Source organism: Gordonia sp. (in: high G+C Gram-positive bacteria) (assembly GCF_047606305.1).
Taxonomy (GTDB): domain Bacteria; phylum Actinomycetota; class Actinomycetes; order Mycobacteriales; family Mycobacteriaceae; genus Gordonia.
Map to the genome: position 1 here is coordinate 32,871 of NZ_JASGER010000107.1, position 15,387 is coordinate 48,257.

The 15,387-nt window shown below is 70.7% G+C and carries 17 protein-coding genes and 1 pseudogene; 1 reads left to right on the forward strand and 17 read right to left on the reverse strand.

The genetic code is table 11. The annotated features are described in order from the left end of the window. Position 1: 1 nt before the first annotated feature. From QM634_RS14610 to QM634_RS14650, 9 genes are read right to left on the reverse strand one after another with little or no spacing between them, the layout of a single operon-like run. Complete coding sequence (locus tag QM634_RS14610) at positions 2-427, reverse strand: hypothetical protein (protein WP_415043507.1); 426 nt, start codon at positions 425-427, stop codon at positions 2-4. Between the two features lie 21 nt (positions 428-448). After that, positions 449-1,066: a DUF3093 domain-containing protein gene (locus QM634_RS14615; protein ID WP_415043508.1), complete on the reverse strand. Its 618-nt coding sequence runs from the start codon at positions 1,064-1,066 to the stop codon at positions 449-451. Further along, positions 1,063-1,656 carry a hypothetical protein gene (locus QM634_RS14620; RefSeq protein WP_415043509.1) on the reverse strand — a complete coding sequence of 198 codons (594 nt, stop codon included), beginning with the start codon at positions 1,654-1,656 and terminating at the stop codon, positions 1,063-1,065. The genes QM634_RS14615 and QM634_RS14620 overlap by 4 nt, the downstream gene beginning before the upstream one ends. A gap of 57 nt (positions 1,657-1,713) precedes the next feature. Next, the gene (gene hemB, locus QM634_RS14625; RefSeq protein WP_415043510.1) at positions 1,714-2,715 is read right to left on the reverse strand and encodes a porphobilinogen synthase; all 1,002 of its coding nucleotides are present in this window, start codon (positions 2,713-2,715) and stop codon (positions 1,714-1,716) included. Between the two features lie 19 nt (positions 2,716-2,734). Further along, positions 2,735-4,396 (reverse strand): uroporphyrinogen-III synthase, encoded by a 1,662-nt coding sequence (locus QM634_RS14630; protein ID WP_415043511.1) that lies wholly within the window; start codon positions 4,394-4,396, stop codon positions 2,735-2,737. Between the two features lie 42 nt (positions 4,397-4,438). Next, positions 4,439-5,368 (reverse strand): hydroxymethylbilane synthase, encoded by a 930-nt coding sequence (gene hemC / locus QM634_RS14635; protein WP_415043512.1) that lies wholly within the window; start codon positions 5,366-5,368, stop codon positions 4,439-4,441. After that, the gene (locus QM634_RS14640; RefSeq protein WP_415043513.1) at positions 5,365-6,741 is read right to left on the reverse strand and encodes a glutamyl-tRNA reductase; all 1,377 of its coding nucleotides are present in this window, start codon (positions 6,739-6,741) and stop codon (positions 5,365-5,367) included. Before QM634_RS14640 ends, hemC begins: the two co-directional genes overlap by 4 nt. Next, on the reverse strand, positions 6,738-7,406 hold the full coding sequence (locus QM634_RS14645; protein WP_415043514.1) for a redox-sensing transcriptional repressor Rex: 669 nt from the start codon (positions 7,404-7,406) through the stop codon (positions 6,738-6,740). Before QM634_RS14645 ends, QM634_RS14640 begins: the two co-directional genes overlap by 4 nt. A gap of 13 nt (positions 7,407-7,419) precedes the next feature. Then, positions 7,420-7,668: a glutaredoxin family protein gene (locus tag QM634_RS14650; RefSeq protein WP_415043515.1), complete on the reverse strand. Its 249-nt coding sequence runs from the start codon at positions 7,666-7,668 to the stop codon at positions 7,420-7,422. Between the two features lie 81 nt (positions 7,669-7,749). Here QM634_RS14650 and QM634_RS14655 point away from each other — a divergent pair, with 81 nt between their 5' ends. Further along, entirely contained in the window at positions 7,750-8,844 is a 1,095-nt protein-coding gene (locus tag QM634_RS14655; RefSeq protein ID WP_415043516.1) for an HAD family hydrolase, read from the forward strand. Positions 8,845-8,906: 62 nt separating this feature from the next. Here QM634_RS14655 and QM634_RS14660 read toward each other — a convergent pair whose 3' ends face one another. The 8 genes and pseudogenes from QM634_RS14660 to QM634_RS14695 all read right to left on the reverse strand — a co-directional run. Then, a complete protein-coding gene (locus tag QM634_RS14660; protein ID WP_415043517.1) occupies positions 8,907-10,028 on the reverse strand; it encodes a lysophospholipid acyltransferase family protein in 1,122 nt (373 codons plus the stop codon). 158 nt (positions 10,029-10,186) lie between these two features. Beyond that, on the reverse strand, positions 10,187-11,245 hold the full coding sequence (locus tag QM634_RS14665) for an NAD-dependent epimerase/dehydratase family protein (RefSeq protein WP_415043518.1): 1,059 nt from the start codon (positions 11,243-11,245) through the stop codon (positions 10,187-10,189). A 6-nt stretch (positions 11,246-11,251) separates the two neighbouring features. Beyond that, complete coding sequence (locus QM634_RS14670) at positions 11,252-11,353, reverse strand: 30S ribosomal protein bS22 (protein ID WP_003402602.1); 102 nt, start codon at positions 11,351-11,353, stop codon at positions 11,252-11,254. A 171-nt stretch (positions 11,354-11,524) separates the two neighbouring features. Next, positions 11,525-11,749, reverse strand: a complete 225-nt coding sequence (locus QM634_RS14675; protein WP_415032341.1) for a helix-turn-helix domain-containing protein — start codon at positions 11,747-11,749, stop codon at positions 11,525-11,527. Between the two features lie 193 nt (positions 11,750-11,942). After that, positions 11,943-12,809, reverse strand: coding sequence for a pyrroline-5-carboxylate reductase (gene proC, locus QM634_RS14680; RefSeq protein ID WP_415043519.1), 867 nt, complete (start codon positions 12,807-12,809; stop codon positions 11,943-11,945). A gap of 52 nt (positions 12,810-12,861) precedes the next feature. Further along, positions 12,862-13,743 (reverse strand): thioesterase family protein, encoded by an 882-nt coding sequence (locus QM634_RS14685; protein WP_415043520.1) that lies wholly within the window; start codon positions 13,741-13,743, stop codon positions 12,862-12,864. Beyond that, entirely contained in the window at positions 13,740-14,636 is an 897-nt protein-coding gene (locus tag QM634_RS14690; RefSeq protein WP_415043521.1) for a sugar phosphate isomerase/epimerase family protein, read from the reverse strand. The genes QM634_RS14685 and QM634_RS14690 overlap by 4 nt, the downstream gene beginning before the upstream one ends. A 34-nt stretch (positions 14,637-14,670) precedes the next feature. Then, positions 14,671-15,387 (reverse strand): annotated as a pseudogene (locus QM634_RS14695) (hypothetical protein); the annotation flags it as partial.

The window sequence follows — 15,387 nt, forward strand, 5'->3', positions numbered from 1 at the left end:
TTCACGGTTCCCGCGGCGCGTCGGCGCCGACGCCGAACCACCGGCCCGCGCGCAGCTCCCGGTAGTCGGCCTGCGTGACGATTCCGACGAGATTCGAGATTGCCCCATTGCCGGCCCCGTCGGCTGCGGTCAGGTACGCCTCGACCTCGTCGCGGCTGCCGAACAGGATCGTGCGGAAAACGCGCTGACGCTCGGCCTCGGACAGGTTCGTCTCGGCCAGTTGGTACGGGTGGTGCAGCGCCGCGAAGAGGAAGTAGTAGCGCTCGACGTCGTCTCGCAGGACCCGGAACTCATCCGGGCCGATGGGGAACTCACGGCTGAACGACACAACCCCGCTGTCGATGGGGATGTCGTAGACGAGCTGGCCGTCGCGCTCGATCACGAGGGGCGTCCAGTTGCCGCGGCGGAGAACGACCCCGTCAGCCATGTGTCTGCTCGCCCGCGACCTTCACAGCCCCATCTGCACGGCCATGTGGGCCTGGGTGAGCTCGGTGCGCAGCCGGTCGACGTCGCGGGCCCAGGCCTGCGACAGTTTCCCGTTGACGGTCTTGAGGCCGATGCCCTTGCGCCCGCGGGGCACGGCCGGCAGGCCGCCCAGGGCGGGTGCCTTCTGCCAGTCCTTGTAGTCGGCACCGTTGTTCTGCGGGTAGATCGTCTCGATGTCGGCCAGGTTGATCCGGCGCGTGCCGCAGCGCAGCGTCTTCTCGGTGAGCTCGACGCTCGCGTACTCGCGGGCGGCGGTGATGAACAGGTAGCACGGTCCGGTGATCACGACGAAGAAGATCGCCATGACCGCCCAGTGCACCTGCCCGGGCCCCAGCGCCTCCATGGTCAGGATCGCACCGATCAGGACCGGACCCAAGAGAATCGGCCACCAGGTGCTGCCCGGCTCGGAGTAGAGCACCCGGCCGGGATCGTCGACCACCGGCGAGAGGCCCAGGTCGCTGTTGTCGACCTCGGTGATGTCTTCGGCCACCTCGAGCGCCTCGGGACTGAGGGCCTGCAGGTCCACCTTCTCGGGATCGTCGGCCTCGCGGTCGTCGTCCTTGCGCGCGTCGTCGCTCATGCGCCTCCTCCCGGGTTCTGCGGCGGGGGCGGCGGCACCTGCCACGGCTGTTGCTGCCACGCCCCGGGCGGCGGCGCGAGTTGCGCTTTGGCGGCGGCGCGGTACTGCGCCATGTCGCGGCAGTAGGTGTCGGAGTCGCGACGCATCAGCAGCAGGAGTGCACCGCCGGCGCAACCGGCCGCGATGATCTCGGGGACCTGGGTCCACGTGCGCTGGCCGGCGAAGGCGAGGACCGCCCCGACGACCACGTAGGCGCTCAGACCCGACAGGAGCAGGCGGGCCCAGTTGTGGCCGGCTCGCAGGAAGTACATCACCGTCAGCGCGAGGGCGGCACCGACCAGGACGCTGACGACGAGCGAGGCGATGATCAGGCCGGTCGACGTCATCATGTCGGCGGACTGGCGGAGTGATTCGCTCGCGTTCTTCGGCAGTTTGTCCCGACGCTCGACCATGAGGTCGCGAACCTTGTCGTAGCTGCCGATCTGCGCGACGGCCATGGCCGCGATCACGACGAGCCACAGCTCGGTCGCGATGGCCACCGGGGAGGCCAGCGCCGGCTTCTCCGGCGGCTGCGGAACGGGAGCGGTCATGGGAACCAGGCTACTGATCGACGACGTGCCGCCAAAACCCGGAACCGCGGTGGCTCGCTACCGTTCGTTCAGCCACCCGGCGGCCTCGACCGCCCAATAGGTCAGCACGATCGACGCGCCGGCCCGTCGGATGGCGGTGAGCGACTCCAGGACCGCGGCCCGCCGGTCGATCCATCCGCGCTCGGCGGCGGCGGTGATCATCGAGTACTCGCCGCTGACCTGGTAGGCCGCGACGGGCACGGTCGCGGTGGCCGCGACGTCGGCGAGCACGTCCAGGTACGCCATGGCGGGCTTGACCATGACCAGGTCGGCGCCCTCGGCGAGGTCGAGTTCGAGCTCGTGCAACGCCTCGGTCCGATTCGCGGGGTCCTGCTGGTAGGTGCGCCGATCCCCCTGCAGCGACGAGTCGACGGCATCGCGGAACGGGCCGTAGAAGGCCGACGCGTACTTGGCGGTGTAGGCCAGCAGCGCGGTGTCGATGAACCCCGCGCCGTCGAGGGCCTCCCGGATCACCGCGATCTGGCCGTCCATCATCCCGCTCGGGCCCAGCATGTGCGCCCCGGCGCGGGCCTGCGCGACGGCCATGGCGGCATACCGTTCGAGCGTCTCGTCGTTGTCGACCCGCCCCGCGTCGTCGACGACGCCGCAGTGGCCGTGATCGGTGAACTCGTCCAGGCAGGTGTCGGCCATCAGGACCGTCGCATCGCCCAGGTCCGCGCGCAACGCGGCCAGTGCCCTGTTGAGGATCCCGTCGGGGCTGTCGGCGCCCGATCCGATGGCGTCCTTGTCCTCGGCGCGCGGGACGCCGAACAGCATCAGCCCCCCGACCCCGGAGCGGACCGCTTCGTCGGCGGCCGTGCGCAGGGAGTCGAGCGTGTGCTGCACGACGCCGGGCATCGAGGCGATCGGCTTGGGCTCGGCGATACCGTCGGCGACGAACATCGGCAGCACCAGGTGGCGCGGCGCCAGATCGGTCTCGGCGACCAGGCGGCGCACCGCGGGCGTCGACCGCAGGCGGCGCGGACGAATCGTCGGGCCGGTCACACGATCAGCAGTCACGGCGTCGAGTCTAGTGAGACTAGGACCGCGACCGGCGCGACTTCTTGCGCGGCGGGGGCAGGGCGCCCTCGGCGCGCAGCCGGGCGGCGTGGGCGGCGAGCGCCTCGACCAGGTCCGGGATGGACGCGGTCTCGGGCCGCACATCGACGCGCAGGCCGAATTCGACGGCGGTCTCGGCCGTCTTCGGACCGATGCAGGCGACGATCGTGCGGGCGTGCGGCTTGCCGGCGATGCCCACGAGGTTGCGGACCGTCGAGCTCGAGGTGAAGCACACGGCGTCGAAGCCGCCGGTCTTGATCATCTCGCGGGTCTCGGCGGGCGGCGGCGCGGCGCGCACCGTGCGGTACGCGGTGACGTCGTCGATCTCCCAGCCGCGCTCGCGCAACCCCTCGGCGAGGGTCTCGGTGGCGATGTCGGCACGCGGGAGCAGGACCCGGTTGACCGGGTCGAACACCTCGTCGTAGGGCGGGAAGTCTTCCAGCAGGCCCAGCGACGACTGCTCGCCGGACGGGACCAGCTCGGGCTCGATGCCGAAGGCGCGGACGCGGTCCGCGGTCGCCTCGCCCACGCAGGCGATCTTCACGCCGGAGAAGGCGCGGGCGTCCAGGCCGAACTCGGCGAACTTCTCCCACACGGCGCGCACCGAGTTGGTGGAGGTGAACACCACCCACTGGTAGCGGCCGTCGACCAATCCCTTGACCGCGCGCTCCATCTGGGCGGGCGACCGGGGCGGCTCGACCGCGATGGTCGGGACTTCCTTGGGGATGGCGCCGTGGCCGACGAGCCGTTCACTCATGTCGGCGGCCTGCTCCTTGGTGCGCGGCACCAGCACGGTCCAGCCGTACAGGGCCCGCGATTCCCACCAGGAGAGCTTGCCGCGCTGGCTGACGATCTTGCCGATGGTCAGCAGCAGCGGGCCGGTCAGCTCGCCGCCCTGCTCGGCGGCGGTCTCCAGCGTCGCCTCGACCGTGCGCTGGGCACAGGTGGTGCCGTTGACGGTCAGGGCGACGGGGGTGTTCGGCGACAGGCCGTGCTCGATGAGCGCGGCGGTGGCCTCGGCGAGGTGGCCGGCGGTGCCGTGCAGGACCAGCGGCGCGGGCGCGGCGGCCAGGCCGGCCCAGTCGACCTCGCCGCGCATGTCGGCGACGGTGTACCCCGAGCCCAGGGCCATGCCGGCGTAACTCGGCACGACGGCGGCGGCGGGCAGACCGGGGAGCACCTCGAACTGGACGACGGTGCGCGCCACGGCGGTCACCTCGGCCAGCACGGCGTTGGACGTGAGCGGGTCGCCGGCGACGACGCGGACCACGTCGACACCGGTCTTGGCGGTGGCCACCAGGGTCTTGGCGACGTCGGCGGGATCGCCGAGCGCCGGGTGGATGTTCACCGGGTCCTCGGGCGCCTCCTCGGTGGCGTCGGTGGCCTCGGCCGCGTCCTCGGGGGCGTCGGCCTCCGGGTCGGGCTTGGCGGCCTTGGTCCGGCGGGTGGGCGGCACGGCCTCGGGGCGGTGCACCGAGCCGATCAGCTCGACGACGCCGGGCGGGACGTCGGGGTCGATAAAGGCGGTGGTCGCGTTGGTCAGCACGCTGCGCGCGCGAACCGTCAGCAGGTCCGGGTCGCCGGGACCGGCGCCCACGAACAGGATCCGTCCCGGGGTGACTTTCTTAGTCGTCCGGCTCATCAGTCGCACTCTCCTACCCCCAACGGGGTGGTAGTTCGTCTGCTAGGCCAGAAGCGACGCCGCCCCTGACTCCAGCATTTCCGCTGCGAGCGCGCGCCCCACGTCGGCCGCCTCCTGCACCGGTCCGACCGCCGAACTCCGGATCACATCCGATCCGTCAACGGCCGCGACCGCCGCACGTAGCGACAGCTCCAGGAAGATCCGGCCGTCGTCGTCGAGTGACTCGACGACCTCGGCGTAGGCCCCCACCGGCGCGGTGCAACCGGCCTCCAGGGCCGCCAGCAAGGCGCGTTCGGCATCGACCGCCGCACGAGTGGACGGATCGTCCAACGTGGCGAGCGTGCTCACCAGTTGGGCATCGTCGGTGCGGCACTCGACGGCCAGGGCACCCTGGGCCGGCGCCGGAAGCAGCACCACCGGATCGAACGCTTCGGCAATGACCTCGGTCCTGCCGATGCGGGCCAACCCGGCCCGGGCGACCACGACTGCGTCGAGTTCACCGTTGGCGACTTTGCCCAACCGAGAATCAAGGTTGCCTCTTAGGGGGCGGATTTCCAAACCGAGACCCAATGCTCTAAGCTGCGCCGCCCGTCGCGGGGCCGACGTACCCACCGTCGCGCCCGGAGGCAGCTCGCCCAACACCCGGTTACCGGCGCTGACCAGCGCATCTCTGGCATCTTGGCGCGGCGGGACCGCGGCGATGACGAGGTCGGATTCGGGGGCGGTCGGCAGGTCCTTGTAGGAGTGCACCGCGACGTCGATTTCGTCGTTGCGCAGGGCGACGCGCAGCGCGGTCGTGAACACGCCGACGCCGATCTCGGCGACCGGGGCCGCCGACTTGTCGCCCTCGGTCTTGATGATCACGAGTTCCGCGGGGTGTCCGGCGTCGGTCAGCGCCTGTGCGACGTGGCCGGCCTGGGTGGTGGCCAGCAGCGATCCCCGGGTCCCGATGCGCAGCACCGGAGGAGTCATCGATGTCCGTCCCGGTCGGCGGGAGCGGTCGGGTCCGGCAGTACCAGGGACTCGACCTCGGGCGCGGCGACCGACTCGGCGGCACCGGGCTTGAGCTCGAACAGTTCGCGCAGCGCCTGCGCGTACTGGTCGCCGTCGGCGGTGGCCGCGAGCTGCTTCACGCGCACGGTCGGGGCGTGCAGCAGCTTGTCGACGACGCGGCGAACGCTCTTGGCGACCTCGTCGCGCTCGGTCTCCGACAACGACGGCAGCCGCGACTCCAGGCGCAAGATCTCCGCCTCGACGACGTCGCTGGCGCGCTGGCGCAGCGCCGTGACCGTCGGGGTGACCTCGGCCCGGCGCTGGGCGGCCAGGTAGTCGGCGAGCTCGGAGGCGACGATGGCGCGCGCACCCACGATGTCGGCCTCGGCGGCCTGCGCCTCGGTGTCGCCGCGCAGCCCCTCGATGTCGATGAGTTCCACGCCGGGGAGCCGGCCCGCGGCGGGATCGACGTTGCGGGGCAGTCCCAGGTCGCAGATGACCAGCGGGGTGCTCTCGGTCCGCGCGGCCAGCGCGTGGTGCACCTCGGCGACGCTGACGACCGAACCGACCGATCCCGAGCACGTCATCATCACGTCGGCGCGCGCCATGGCGGCGGGCAGCTCGTCCAGCCCCACACCCACCGCGGTGACCCCCGGGTGGTTGGCGGCGACGTTGTCGGCCAGGCGCTGGGCCTTGTCGACGCTGCGGTTGACGATGGTGATCTGCTTGACGCCCTCGCGTGCGAGGTGCACGGCCGACAGGCCGCCCATCGCGCCGGCGCCGAGGACCACGCCGCGGTTCAGCTGCCCGCCCGCGGACGTCAGGACGCTGCGCGCCCGGTGCAGGGCCACCGACACGACCGACGCACCGGCGCGGTCGATCCCGGTCTCGGTGTGCACCCGCTTGCCGACGCGCAGCGCCTGCTGCGCGAGTTCGTGCAGCACGCGACCGGCGGTGCGGTTGGCGTCGGCACTCGCGTAGGCGCCGCGGATCTGGCCGAGGATCTGCTGCTCGCCGACCACGAGGGAGTCCAACCCGGCGGCGACGGTGAACAGGTGCTCGGCCGCCGACTCCGAGTAGCGCACGTAGGCGTGCTGGGTCATCTCGTTGATGCTCATCCCCGAGTGCTCCCCCAGGACGTTGCCCACGGCCTCGAGAGCGGGGTGGAAGGCGTCGACGACGGCGTAGATCTCGACGCGGTTGCACGTGGACACGACCATCGCCTCGGACATGGTCGGCGCGCTCAGCAGCTTGTCGACGATCTTGGGACGGTCGTGCTCGGACACGGCAAGGCGCTCGAGCACCCCCACGGGAGCGCTGCGGTGCGATACGCCGAACAACAGCACGCTCACAACGGGCTCACCTTCTCCGCGGCTGCCGCGAAAGACAGCAGCTGTAACTCCAAGGCTAGGTCAATCTGCCGGATCGACAGGCCCTCTTGCGGAGTTAGCGGCACGGTCGTGACGTTGAGGATCTGCTGCACGCCGGCGGCGGCGAAGGCGTCGCACACGGATTGGGCGTGCTCGTCGGCGGTCGCGATGACCCCGATGTCGAAGGGCTCGCCGTCGGCGCCGGTGCCGCCGATCGCGTGCAGCGGGGCGATCACCGGGCCGTCCGGGTCCAGCCGGGTGCCGACGAGACCGGGATCGTCGTCGAACAGGGCCTTGAGCGAGTACCGCGAGTCGTTGCCGGTGTGCGCGAGCAGGGCGCGGCCGAGTGCGCCGACGCCGGCGAGCGCCACGGTCTGCGCGGAATCGCTGTGCAGGGCCATCGAAACCGTCGCGATCAGCTTGTGCACCTGGTACCCGACGCCGCGCACACCGTGGCCGCCCACGTAGGACAGGTCCTTGCGCAGGATCAACGGGTTCACGCCGGAGGCCTGCGCCAGTTCAGCGCTGGAGATGACGGTGACACCGCTGGCGGCGCGCTCGCGCAACGCGGTCAGGTAGGTCGCCAAACGGGCGACCGACGGGCCGGGGATCCTGGCCGTCGGTCTGCTCTCAGACAGCGACGTCATTGCAACAGGATATCTACGACGCGAGGTCGTTGCGTAGGCGGCCCTCGTCGACGGTCCAGTAGCTGTGCTCCTCGCCGTCGAGCAGGACGACCGGCAGCCGGTCGCCGTATTCGGCGCGCAGCTCCTTCTCCCCCGCCGTGGCGCGCTCGTCGACGTCGACCTCCTCGAAGGGTTCGCCGACGTCGGCGCAGATCCGCGTCAACTCGGCGCGCGCGGTCGCGCAGGCCGCGCAGCCGGCCCGACTCAGCAACACGATTCGCAAGTCGCCCTCCTCACAGCCACCAGTCTGCCATTGCGGCTAATCTTGACGGAACCAACCGCAGCGCCCACCGGAGGGAGCGACGTGAGCGACGAGCCCCACGGGGAGCCGGACGATTTTCCCGTCCGCGATCGCGATCTCGACCCTGATCCCGACGCTGATTTCGAGCCCGATTCCGCCGATCTCGAGGACGACGCGGAGGCGGCGATCGCCGCGAACGCCGCCACCGATCCCGCCGTCGACGCCGATGAGGCCGAGACCGACCGCCGGGTGCGCGAGTGGGTCACCTCGGCCAGCGGACGGTTCCGCCAGACCGCCGCGGAACTGCGCCAGAACCTCGCCGGCGAAGCGGCGGCAAAGGCGGCCCTCGAATCGCTCGCCCAGCGCGCCCAGGCCAGCCCCGACGGCGCCGATCTGACCGCTGCCGCCTTCTTCGACGTCGACAACACGCTGGTGCAGGGCGCCTCGATCGTGCACTTCGCCCGCGGTCTGGCCGCGCACAAGTACTTCTCCTACAACGACGTCGCCAGTGCGCTGTGGGCGCAGGTGAAGTTCCGGGTGACCGGGAAGGAGAACGCCGACGACGTCGCCGAGGGTCGCGACAAGGCGCTGTCGTTCATCGCCGGGCGCCCCGCCTCCGAACTGGTGGAGCTGGGCGAGGAGATCTACGACGAGTACATCGCCGACAAGATCTGGCCGGGCACCCGGGCGCTCACCCAGCGCCACCTCGACGCCGGCCAGCAGGTCTGGCTGGTGACCGCGACGCCGGTCGAGCTCGCGCAGACCATCGCGACACGATTGGGCCTGACCGGCGCCCTGGGCACCGTCGCCGAGACCGAGGACGGCATCTTCACCGGGCGCCTGGTCGGCGACGTGCTGCACGGCCTGGGCAAGGCCCACGCGGTCCGCTCGCTGGCGATCCGCGAGGGACTGAACCTGCAGCGCTGCACCGCGTACTCCGACTCGCACAACGACGTGCCGATGCTGTCGTTGGTGGGGACCGCCGTCGCGATCAACCCCGACTCCGACCTCAAGGAGATCGCCAAGGTGCGGGGCTGGGAGAGCTACGACTTCCGGACGGCGCGCAAGGCGGCCAAGTACGGGGTGCCGACGGCCGTGGCACTCGGCGCCCTCGGCGGTGGCGCCGCCGCCGTGCTCCGGCGCGGGCGCAAGGGCTGACCGGGCACGCTCGGCGAAAAACTGGGCACGCTCGGCGAAAATCCGGGCACGCTCGGTGGATCTCAGCCGAGGTAGACGCTGCCGCGGCGGCTGAGCATGCGGAAGAGGGTCTGCTGGATCTCTTCGCGGACGTGGTCGGTCAGGTCGAAGACGACCAGCGGGTCGTCGGCGGCCGACTCCTCGTAGCCGTCGGTGGCGATCGGCTTGCCGAAGTGGATGTGCCACTTGGAGGGCAGCGGGATCGCGCCCAGCGGGCCGAGCCACGGGAACAGCGGGGTCACCGGGAAGTACGGCAGGCCCAACAGCTTGGCGACCGGCTTCAGGTCACCGATCATCGGGTAGATCTCCTCGGAGCCGACGATCGAGACCGGGATGATCGGCGCGCCGGTGCGGATGGCGGTCGTCACGAAGCCGCCGCGACCGAACCGCTGCAGCTTGTAGCGGTCCTTGTACATCTTGCCGATGCCCTTGTAGCCCTCCGGCCACACGGCGGTGAGCTCGCCGGCGCGCAGCAGGTGCTCGGCGTCGGAGTTGCAGGCGAGCGTCGCGCCGATGCGGCGGGCCAGCTCGCCGACGACCGGCGAGTCGAACGCCATGTCAGCGGCCAGGATCCGCAGGTGGCGGCCGGTCGGGTGGTTGTCGTGGACCGCCATCGACGTCATGATCGCGTCGATCGGGATCGCGCCGGCGTGGTTGGCGACCAGCAGCGCACCGCCCTCGACGGGCAAGTTCTCCACACCGGTGACCTCGACGCGGAACCACTTGTCGTAGACCGGCCGGATCGCCGGGAACCACACCGAGTCGGTGAAGTGCGGGTCGAAGCCGAAGTCGTCGACGTCGTACTCGCCGGCCAACCGCTCACGCAGATAGGAGGCGGTGCCGGTCAATGCGTCGGCGATCTGGGTGCGGACGCCGTCGAGGCTGAGCAACGGGCTGGGCTTGGCGGGTCCGACGTGCTCAACGCCGAGCGCTTCGTCCGGGAGCTGGACCTCGTCGCTGATCGGCGTCACCTCGGCCGGCTGGCGACCGAAGCCATCGGTGTTGGGGTGCCCCGCCTGCGACGGGTGGCGCCGCTTGCCCGACTGTCGGCGGGCGGCGGCCTCGGCGACGGGATCGGAGCCGGGCGTCGAGTAGAGCTGGATGACTTTCGCGGTGCGCGGGTCGTGGGCGCGGCGGCCGGCCATGGGATTCACCCCCGTCTGGGCTTCGTAGGGACAACTGCGGCGCGGGGCGCCGTCGGACTACGAGCTTACGGGCTCGCGCGGCCACACGGGAACGATGAGCTCACACGCGTGAAAAATCACACACAGATGAAACAAGCTGGTAAACCGCAGTATTCGGATCACAAAAGCTGATGGGCCGCGGACACGACGCGCTGCTCGAGGTCGTGCCAGCGCTGCGGGCTGATCAGCATGTCCGAGGCCCCGCGCTCGATGAAATCGTCGACCGTCTCGGAGGTGGTGAACCGCGGCTCGAAGCCCAGTTCGGTGCGCATGCGGGTGTTGTCCAGCACCCGTCCATAGGTCACCCAGTCCATCTGCGAGGACCGGAGGCGGGCCGAGCGGACGTCGGCGAAGACGCCCACGATGGGGGTGACCAGTCCCGACGGCACGGGCAATTCGATCCGACCCGCGCGGCGGATCGCCTGGGTCAGGGTGATCACGCCGTCCGCGGCGATGTTGTAGGTGCCCGCCGGCGCGCCGAGGGTGATCCGCTCGAGGGACGCGAGGGCGTCCTCCTCGTGCAGGAACTGCAGGCGCGGCTGGTAGCCGAGCACGGTGGGCACGACCGGCGTGGACAGATACGCGCCCATGCGGGTCTGCATCCGCGGGCCCAGGATCGCCTGGTAGCGGGCGATCGTGACGTCGATGTCGGGACGGCGGCGGGCCAGGCCGCGCGCATAGCCCTCGACGTCGAGGAGGTCGCGGCCGTAACCGTTGCGGGGTTCGCGCACCGCGCGGTCACCCTCGCTGAAGTAGGCGGGGTCCTTGCTGCTGGAGCCGTAGACCATGGCGGTCGAGCGGAGCACCAGTCGTTTCACCGACGGGCTGCGCTGACAGGCGGCGCACACCTGCATCGCGCCGACGACGTTGAACTCCTTGATCGCGGCGGAGTGCGCGGCCAGGTCCATGACGGAGGTGGCGGCGTGGACGACGGTGTCGACCTCGTGCGCGGCGATCGTCTTCGCGATGGCGGGGCGCCGGATGTCCAGGCGCAGGAACTCGGCGCGGCCCATGCGGCGCAACAGCGCCTTGCCCGGGACCCGGGAGTCGACCGCGAGAACCTTCTCGATGTCGGGGTTGGCGGCCAGTCGGGCCACCAGGTTGCCGCCGAGGAACGTGGAGGCGCCCGTCACCAGAACGACGCGGGGCGTCGTCTTCTCGTCGGTGTCGGGCGCCATGACGGACTACTTGCCGAGTTTGCGACGCTGGACGCGCGTGCGGCGAAGCAGCTTGCGGTGCTTCTTCTTCGACATGCGCTTGCGGCGCTTCTTGATGACAGAACCCATGGGGGATGCTTCCTAACGTTGCGTATTCACTGGGCACGGCGGCGGCCGCGCGCGAATAACGCCACTTTACCGGGCGGCTTCGACTCGGCCCTAATCGCCCGGTGAACCTCACGACAAACCCCCGGCCGAACACCGGCCGGGGTCTGATCGGACGTGATCAGGCGATATCGCCTAGCCGACGTCGAAGTACGACGTCTCCAGGTAGTCGTGGACGGCCTTGGCGTGCACGCGGAACGAGCGGCCGACGCGAACCGCCGGAAGCTCACCGTTGTGGACCAGGCGGTAGACGGTCATCTTGGAAACGCGCATCAGCGCGGCAACCTCGGCGACGGTCAGGAACTGCGAACCGGCCGCGTTCCCGCCGTTGCGGTCACCAGACATATCTGCAGGTGCCATCAGTACTCATACCTCTCACAGCACGAGTCGCGGCCGTTGGCTTCCCCTCCGACGGACATCTGACACGCACGTGCTGAAGGTACCTTAGCGTGGCTGATGTGAAAATAGCGACGGGAGTTGCGGACAAGTACTGATTTGTTGCCGGAGCGTGCCCTAAACCGGCGAGTCACCTGGGAGTTTGCGTCGCAAACTGCTATACGCCCCGATCTGCGGTGTCCTTGTCGTTACCGGGGGAACCCTCAAGTTCCGATCGACGGCTGAGTTTCGCGCTCTTCGCGGCGGCCGCCGCGGTGGCCGCGTACATGGTCGCGCGCAGACCGCCGCGCTCCATCTCGGCGATCGCCGCGGCGGTCGTGCCGCCGGGCGAGGTGACCGCCGCGCGCAGGTCCACCGACGTCATCCCGGACTCGGTGAGCATCGCACCGGCACCGCGGATCGTCTGCTTGGCCATCTCGGCCGCCTGGGCGCGGGTCAGGCCCAGCGCGACACCGGCGTCGATCATCGACTCGGCCAACAGGAACACATAGGCCGGGCCCGAGCCCGAGATCGCCGTGACCGCGTCCATCTGGCTCTCCGGCACGACCATCACCTTGCCGACCGCGGAGAGCAGGTTGGAGACCGACTCGACCTGCTCGTCGGTCGCGTAGCGGCCCGGCGCCAGCGCGCTCATCGCCTCGTTGACGACCAGCGGCATGTTCGGCATCACCCGGATCACCGGCGAGCCCGCGGGCAGCGCGTTCTCGTACTTCGACGTCGGCAGACCGGCGACGAGCGTCACGGTCACCCGCTCGACGTCGTTGTTGTCCTCGACCTTGCTCAACTCGGCGAGCACACCCTCCACCGCATCGGGCTTGACCGCGATCACCACGATCTGGGCGTGCTCGGTGGCCGTGGGGATGTCGGTGACGAGCACTTTGTAGACGTCGGCGAGTTCGGCGGACCGCTGCGGCGAGCGCTCCACGATTGCCAGGTCCCGGGCGGGCTTGCCCGCCGCGATCAGGCCGGCCAGCAGGGCCTCGCCGATCTTGCCTCCACCGATGATCGCTACGCGCTCGGACATGGGTTCTCCGTTCGTCTTTCCTGTGATCGCATCATTGTCGACGGTCGCATCGTCACCCGCCGGCGGGGCCCGGGACCGGTTTGGCCGGGATCAGTGCGAGCTGCCGGGATTGGCCGACGACGACACCGGTCGAGTCAAGCACGGTGTGGTCGGACTCGAACATCCCCTGCCCCACTTCAATGCTGCGGTTCTCGAACCGCAGCCACCCGTCGGGCGCCGGGATGCGGCGCAGATAGGTCGCCAGCGTCACCGTGGGCGCCCAGCCGAACACGCCCAGGTTCATCACCACCGGCGGCGAGATGTCGCACACGAGCGTCACGAAGGGCAGCCCGGCGGTGCCCTGGTGCGGGCGAACCCAGCCCCGGATGGTCGGTTCGCCGAGTCCGCCGGTCGCCGCCGGGAAGCTCGCCGGGTCGATGGCGAAGTCCACGACCGGGTGCATGTGCATGATCTCTTCCATCGGCGACCCGGCGAGGTGCAGCGCACCGGCGGGCGGCTCGACGGGCAGGTCGCGCAGCGGCTGCGGCACCGAGCGGCGGGGTTCGCCGTGGTCGAGCATCCCGAAGACCACCGCGGTGGTGATCATCGTCCGACCGTCCTGCACCAGGTCCACGTCCACGACCGACACCGTGCGGCCGTGCTTGACCAGTCGGGCGACGAGTTCGACGGCCGCGGGATCGGGGGCGCTCAGGTAGGTGCTGGTGGCCGCGACCGGGACCGGCGCGGTGCCGTCGGCGCGGGCCAGCTCCGGGTCGGCTTCACCGAACCACGCGCGGTAGGCGGCGTGGGCGGCGTTGACGACCATCATCTGCGCCGAGCCGCCGTGCACCTTCGGGCCGATGGTGAACATCGGGTCGATGGTCGCGGTGAAGGTGATGGTCGAGTCGCCGCGATCGACGACGGTCAGCACCAGCCCGTCGTCGATGCCGCTCACGGTCGGCCCTCGCGCGACAGCGGGCCGTGGCCGTCGGCGATCCCCGGCCGCCGCAGATGCGTCCGCGCGAAGTCGAGGGAGCGGGCCAGCATCGCGGCGCGCTCGTCCTTGCTGCGCGCGCTGCTCGTGGTGACCTCCAGGACGACGGCGCCGTCGAACTCGCTGGCGGCGATGCGACGGCAGATCTCGCTGCACGGCTGGTTGCCGTCACCGGGGATCATGTGCTCGTCGTGGGCGGCGCCGTCCCCGTCGGTGAGGTGCAGGTGGCGCATCCCCGATGCCATCCGCTCGAACATCGCCAGGGCGTCCATGCCGGCGGTCGCGGTGTGCGAGAGGTCGAGGGTGTAGTTGGCGTATCCGTCGTCGGTGGGGTCGATGGACTTGCCGAAGGCCGACGTCGACAGCCCCGGGCTGCCGCCGCGGGCGGCCAGGCGCTTGGCCGAGCCCTCCCCGGCACCGAAGAGGCGGTCGGCGCGCAGCGGGAACATGTTCTCCACCGCGACGGCGATGCCGCTGTCGGACTCGAGTTCGCCGACCAGGTCCTCGAAGGCGGCGACGTAGGCGCGCTGCCAGCGGAAGGGCGGGTGGACGACGACGGTGGGCGCGCCGAGGGCGTCGGCGGCGTGGACGGCGCGCTCGAGTTTGCGGATGGGGTCGCGGCCCCACACCCGCTGCGAGATGACCAGGCACGGGGCGTGGATGGACAGGATCGGCATCTGGTACTTGTGCGACAGTGCCTCGACCCGGCCGACGTCCTGGCTGATCGGGTCACCCCAGACCATCACCTCCACGCCGTCATAGCCGAGGTCGGCGGCGTAGCGGAACGCCGCTTCGATGCCCTGCGGGTAGACCGACGCGGTCGACAACCCGACCGGGATCTCCTCCAACATCATCGACCGCCCCCCTGTCGTCAATCCCCGGAACCACTCACGAAGTGGCCAGCAGGATCAGCGGTCCGATGGTGATGAACAGGCCCACGCCCAGGGCCAGCAGGGTGGTCGCGAGGTCGTGGCGGCGGCGCACCAGGTGGACCAGCGTCACGATGCCGAAGATGACCAGGGCGGCGGCCACCAGCGCGAAGTACACGTTCCAGCGCCACAGTTGCACGAAGCCCCAGAAGGCGGCGGCACCGATGACCAGGCCGCCGATCACCTGCCCGAGCAGGATCAGCCACTGCATCAGCGGCGAGTACTTCGACTCCAGCGGCACCTCGTCGACGACGGCGGTGTCCGACTCACCGGCGACGGTGGCCGTGGCGGCAGTGGCGACGGCCGCGGTGACGGCGGCGCGGCGGCCCCGACGTGCGCGGCGACGCTTGGCGGGCGGCTCGTCGGCGGGCTCCTCGTCGATCGGCTCACTCGCGTCGACGACCGGCTCGGTGCGCCGCGTCGCCGACGGACGGATCGCCGGGGCATCCTCGTCGTCGTCCGCCGCGGCGGTCGCAGCGGTCGCGGGTACTGCGAACTTGCCGGTCACCGGATCGACCAGCGGCGGCTGCTCGACCACGGGGATCTCGTCCTCGTAGAGGTCCTCGGCGGCCACCGGCGCGAGCGACGCGGTCTCCTCGGCCGCCGGGACGGGAGCCGCGGCGGGCACGGGCGTTGCGGCGGTCGGGGGCGTTGCGGCGGTCGGGGGCGCGGCCGG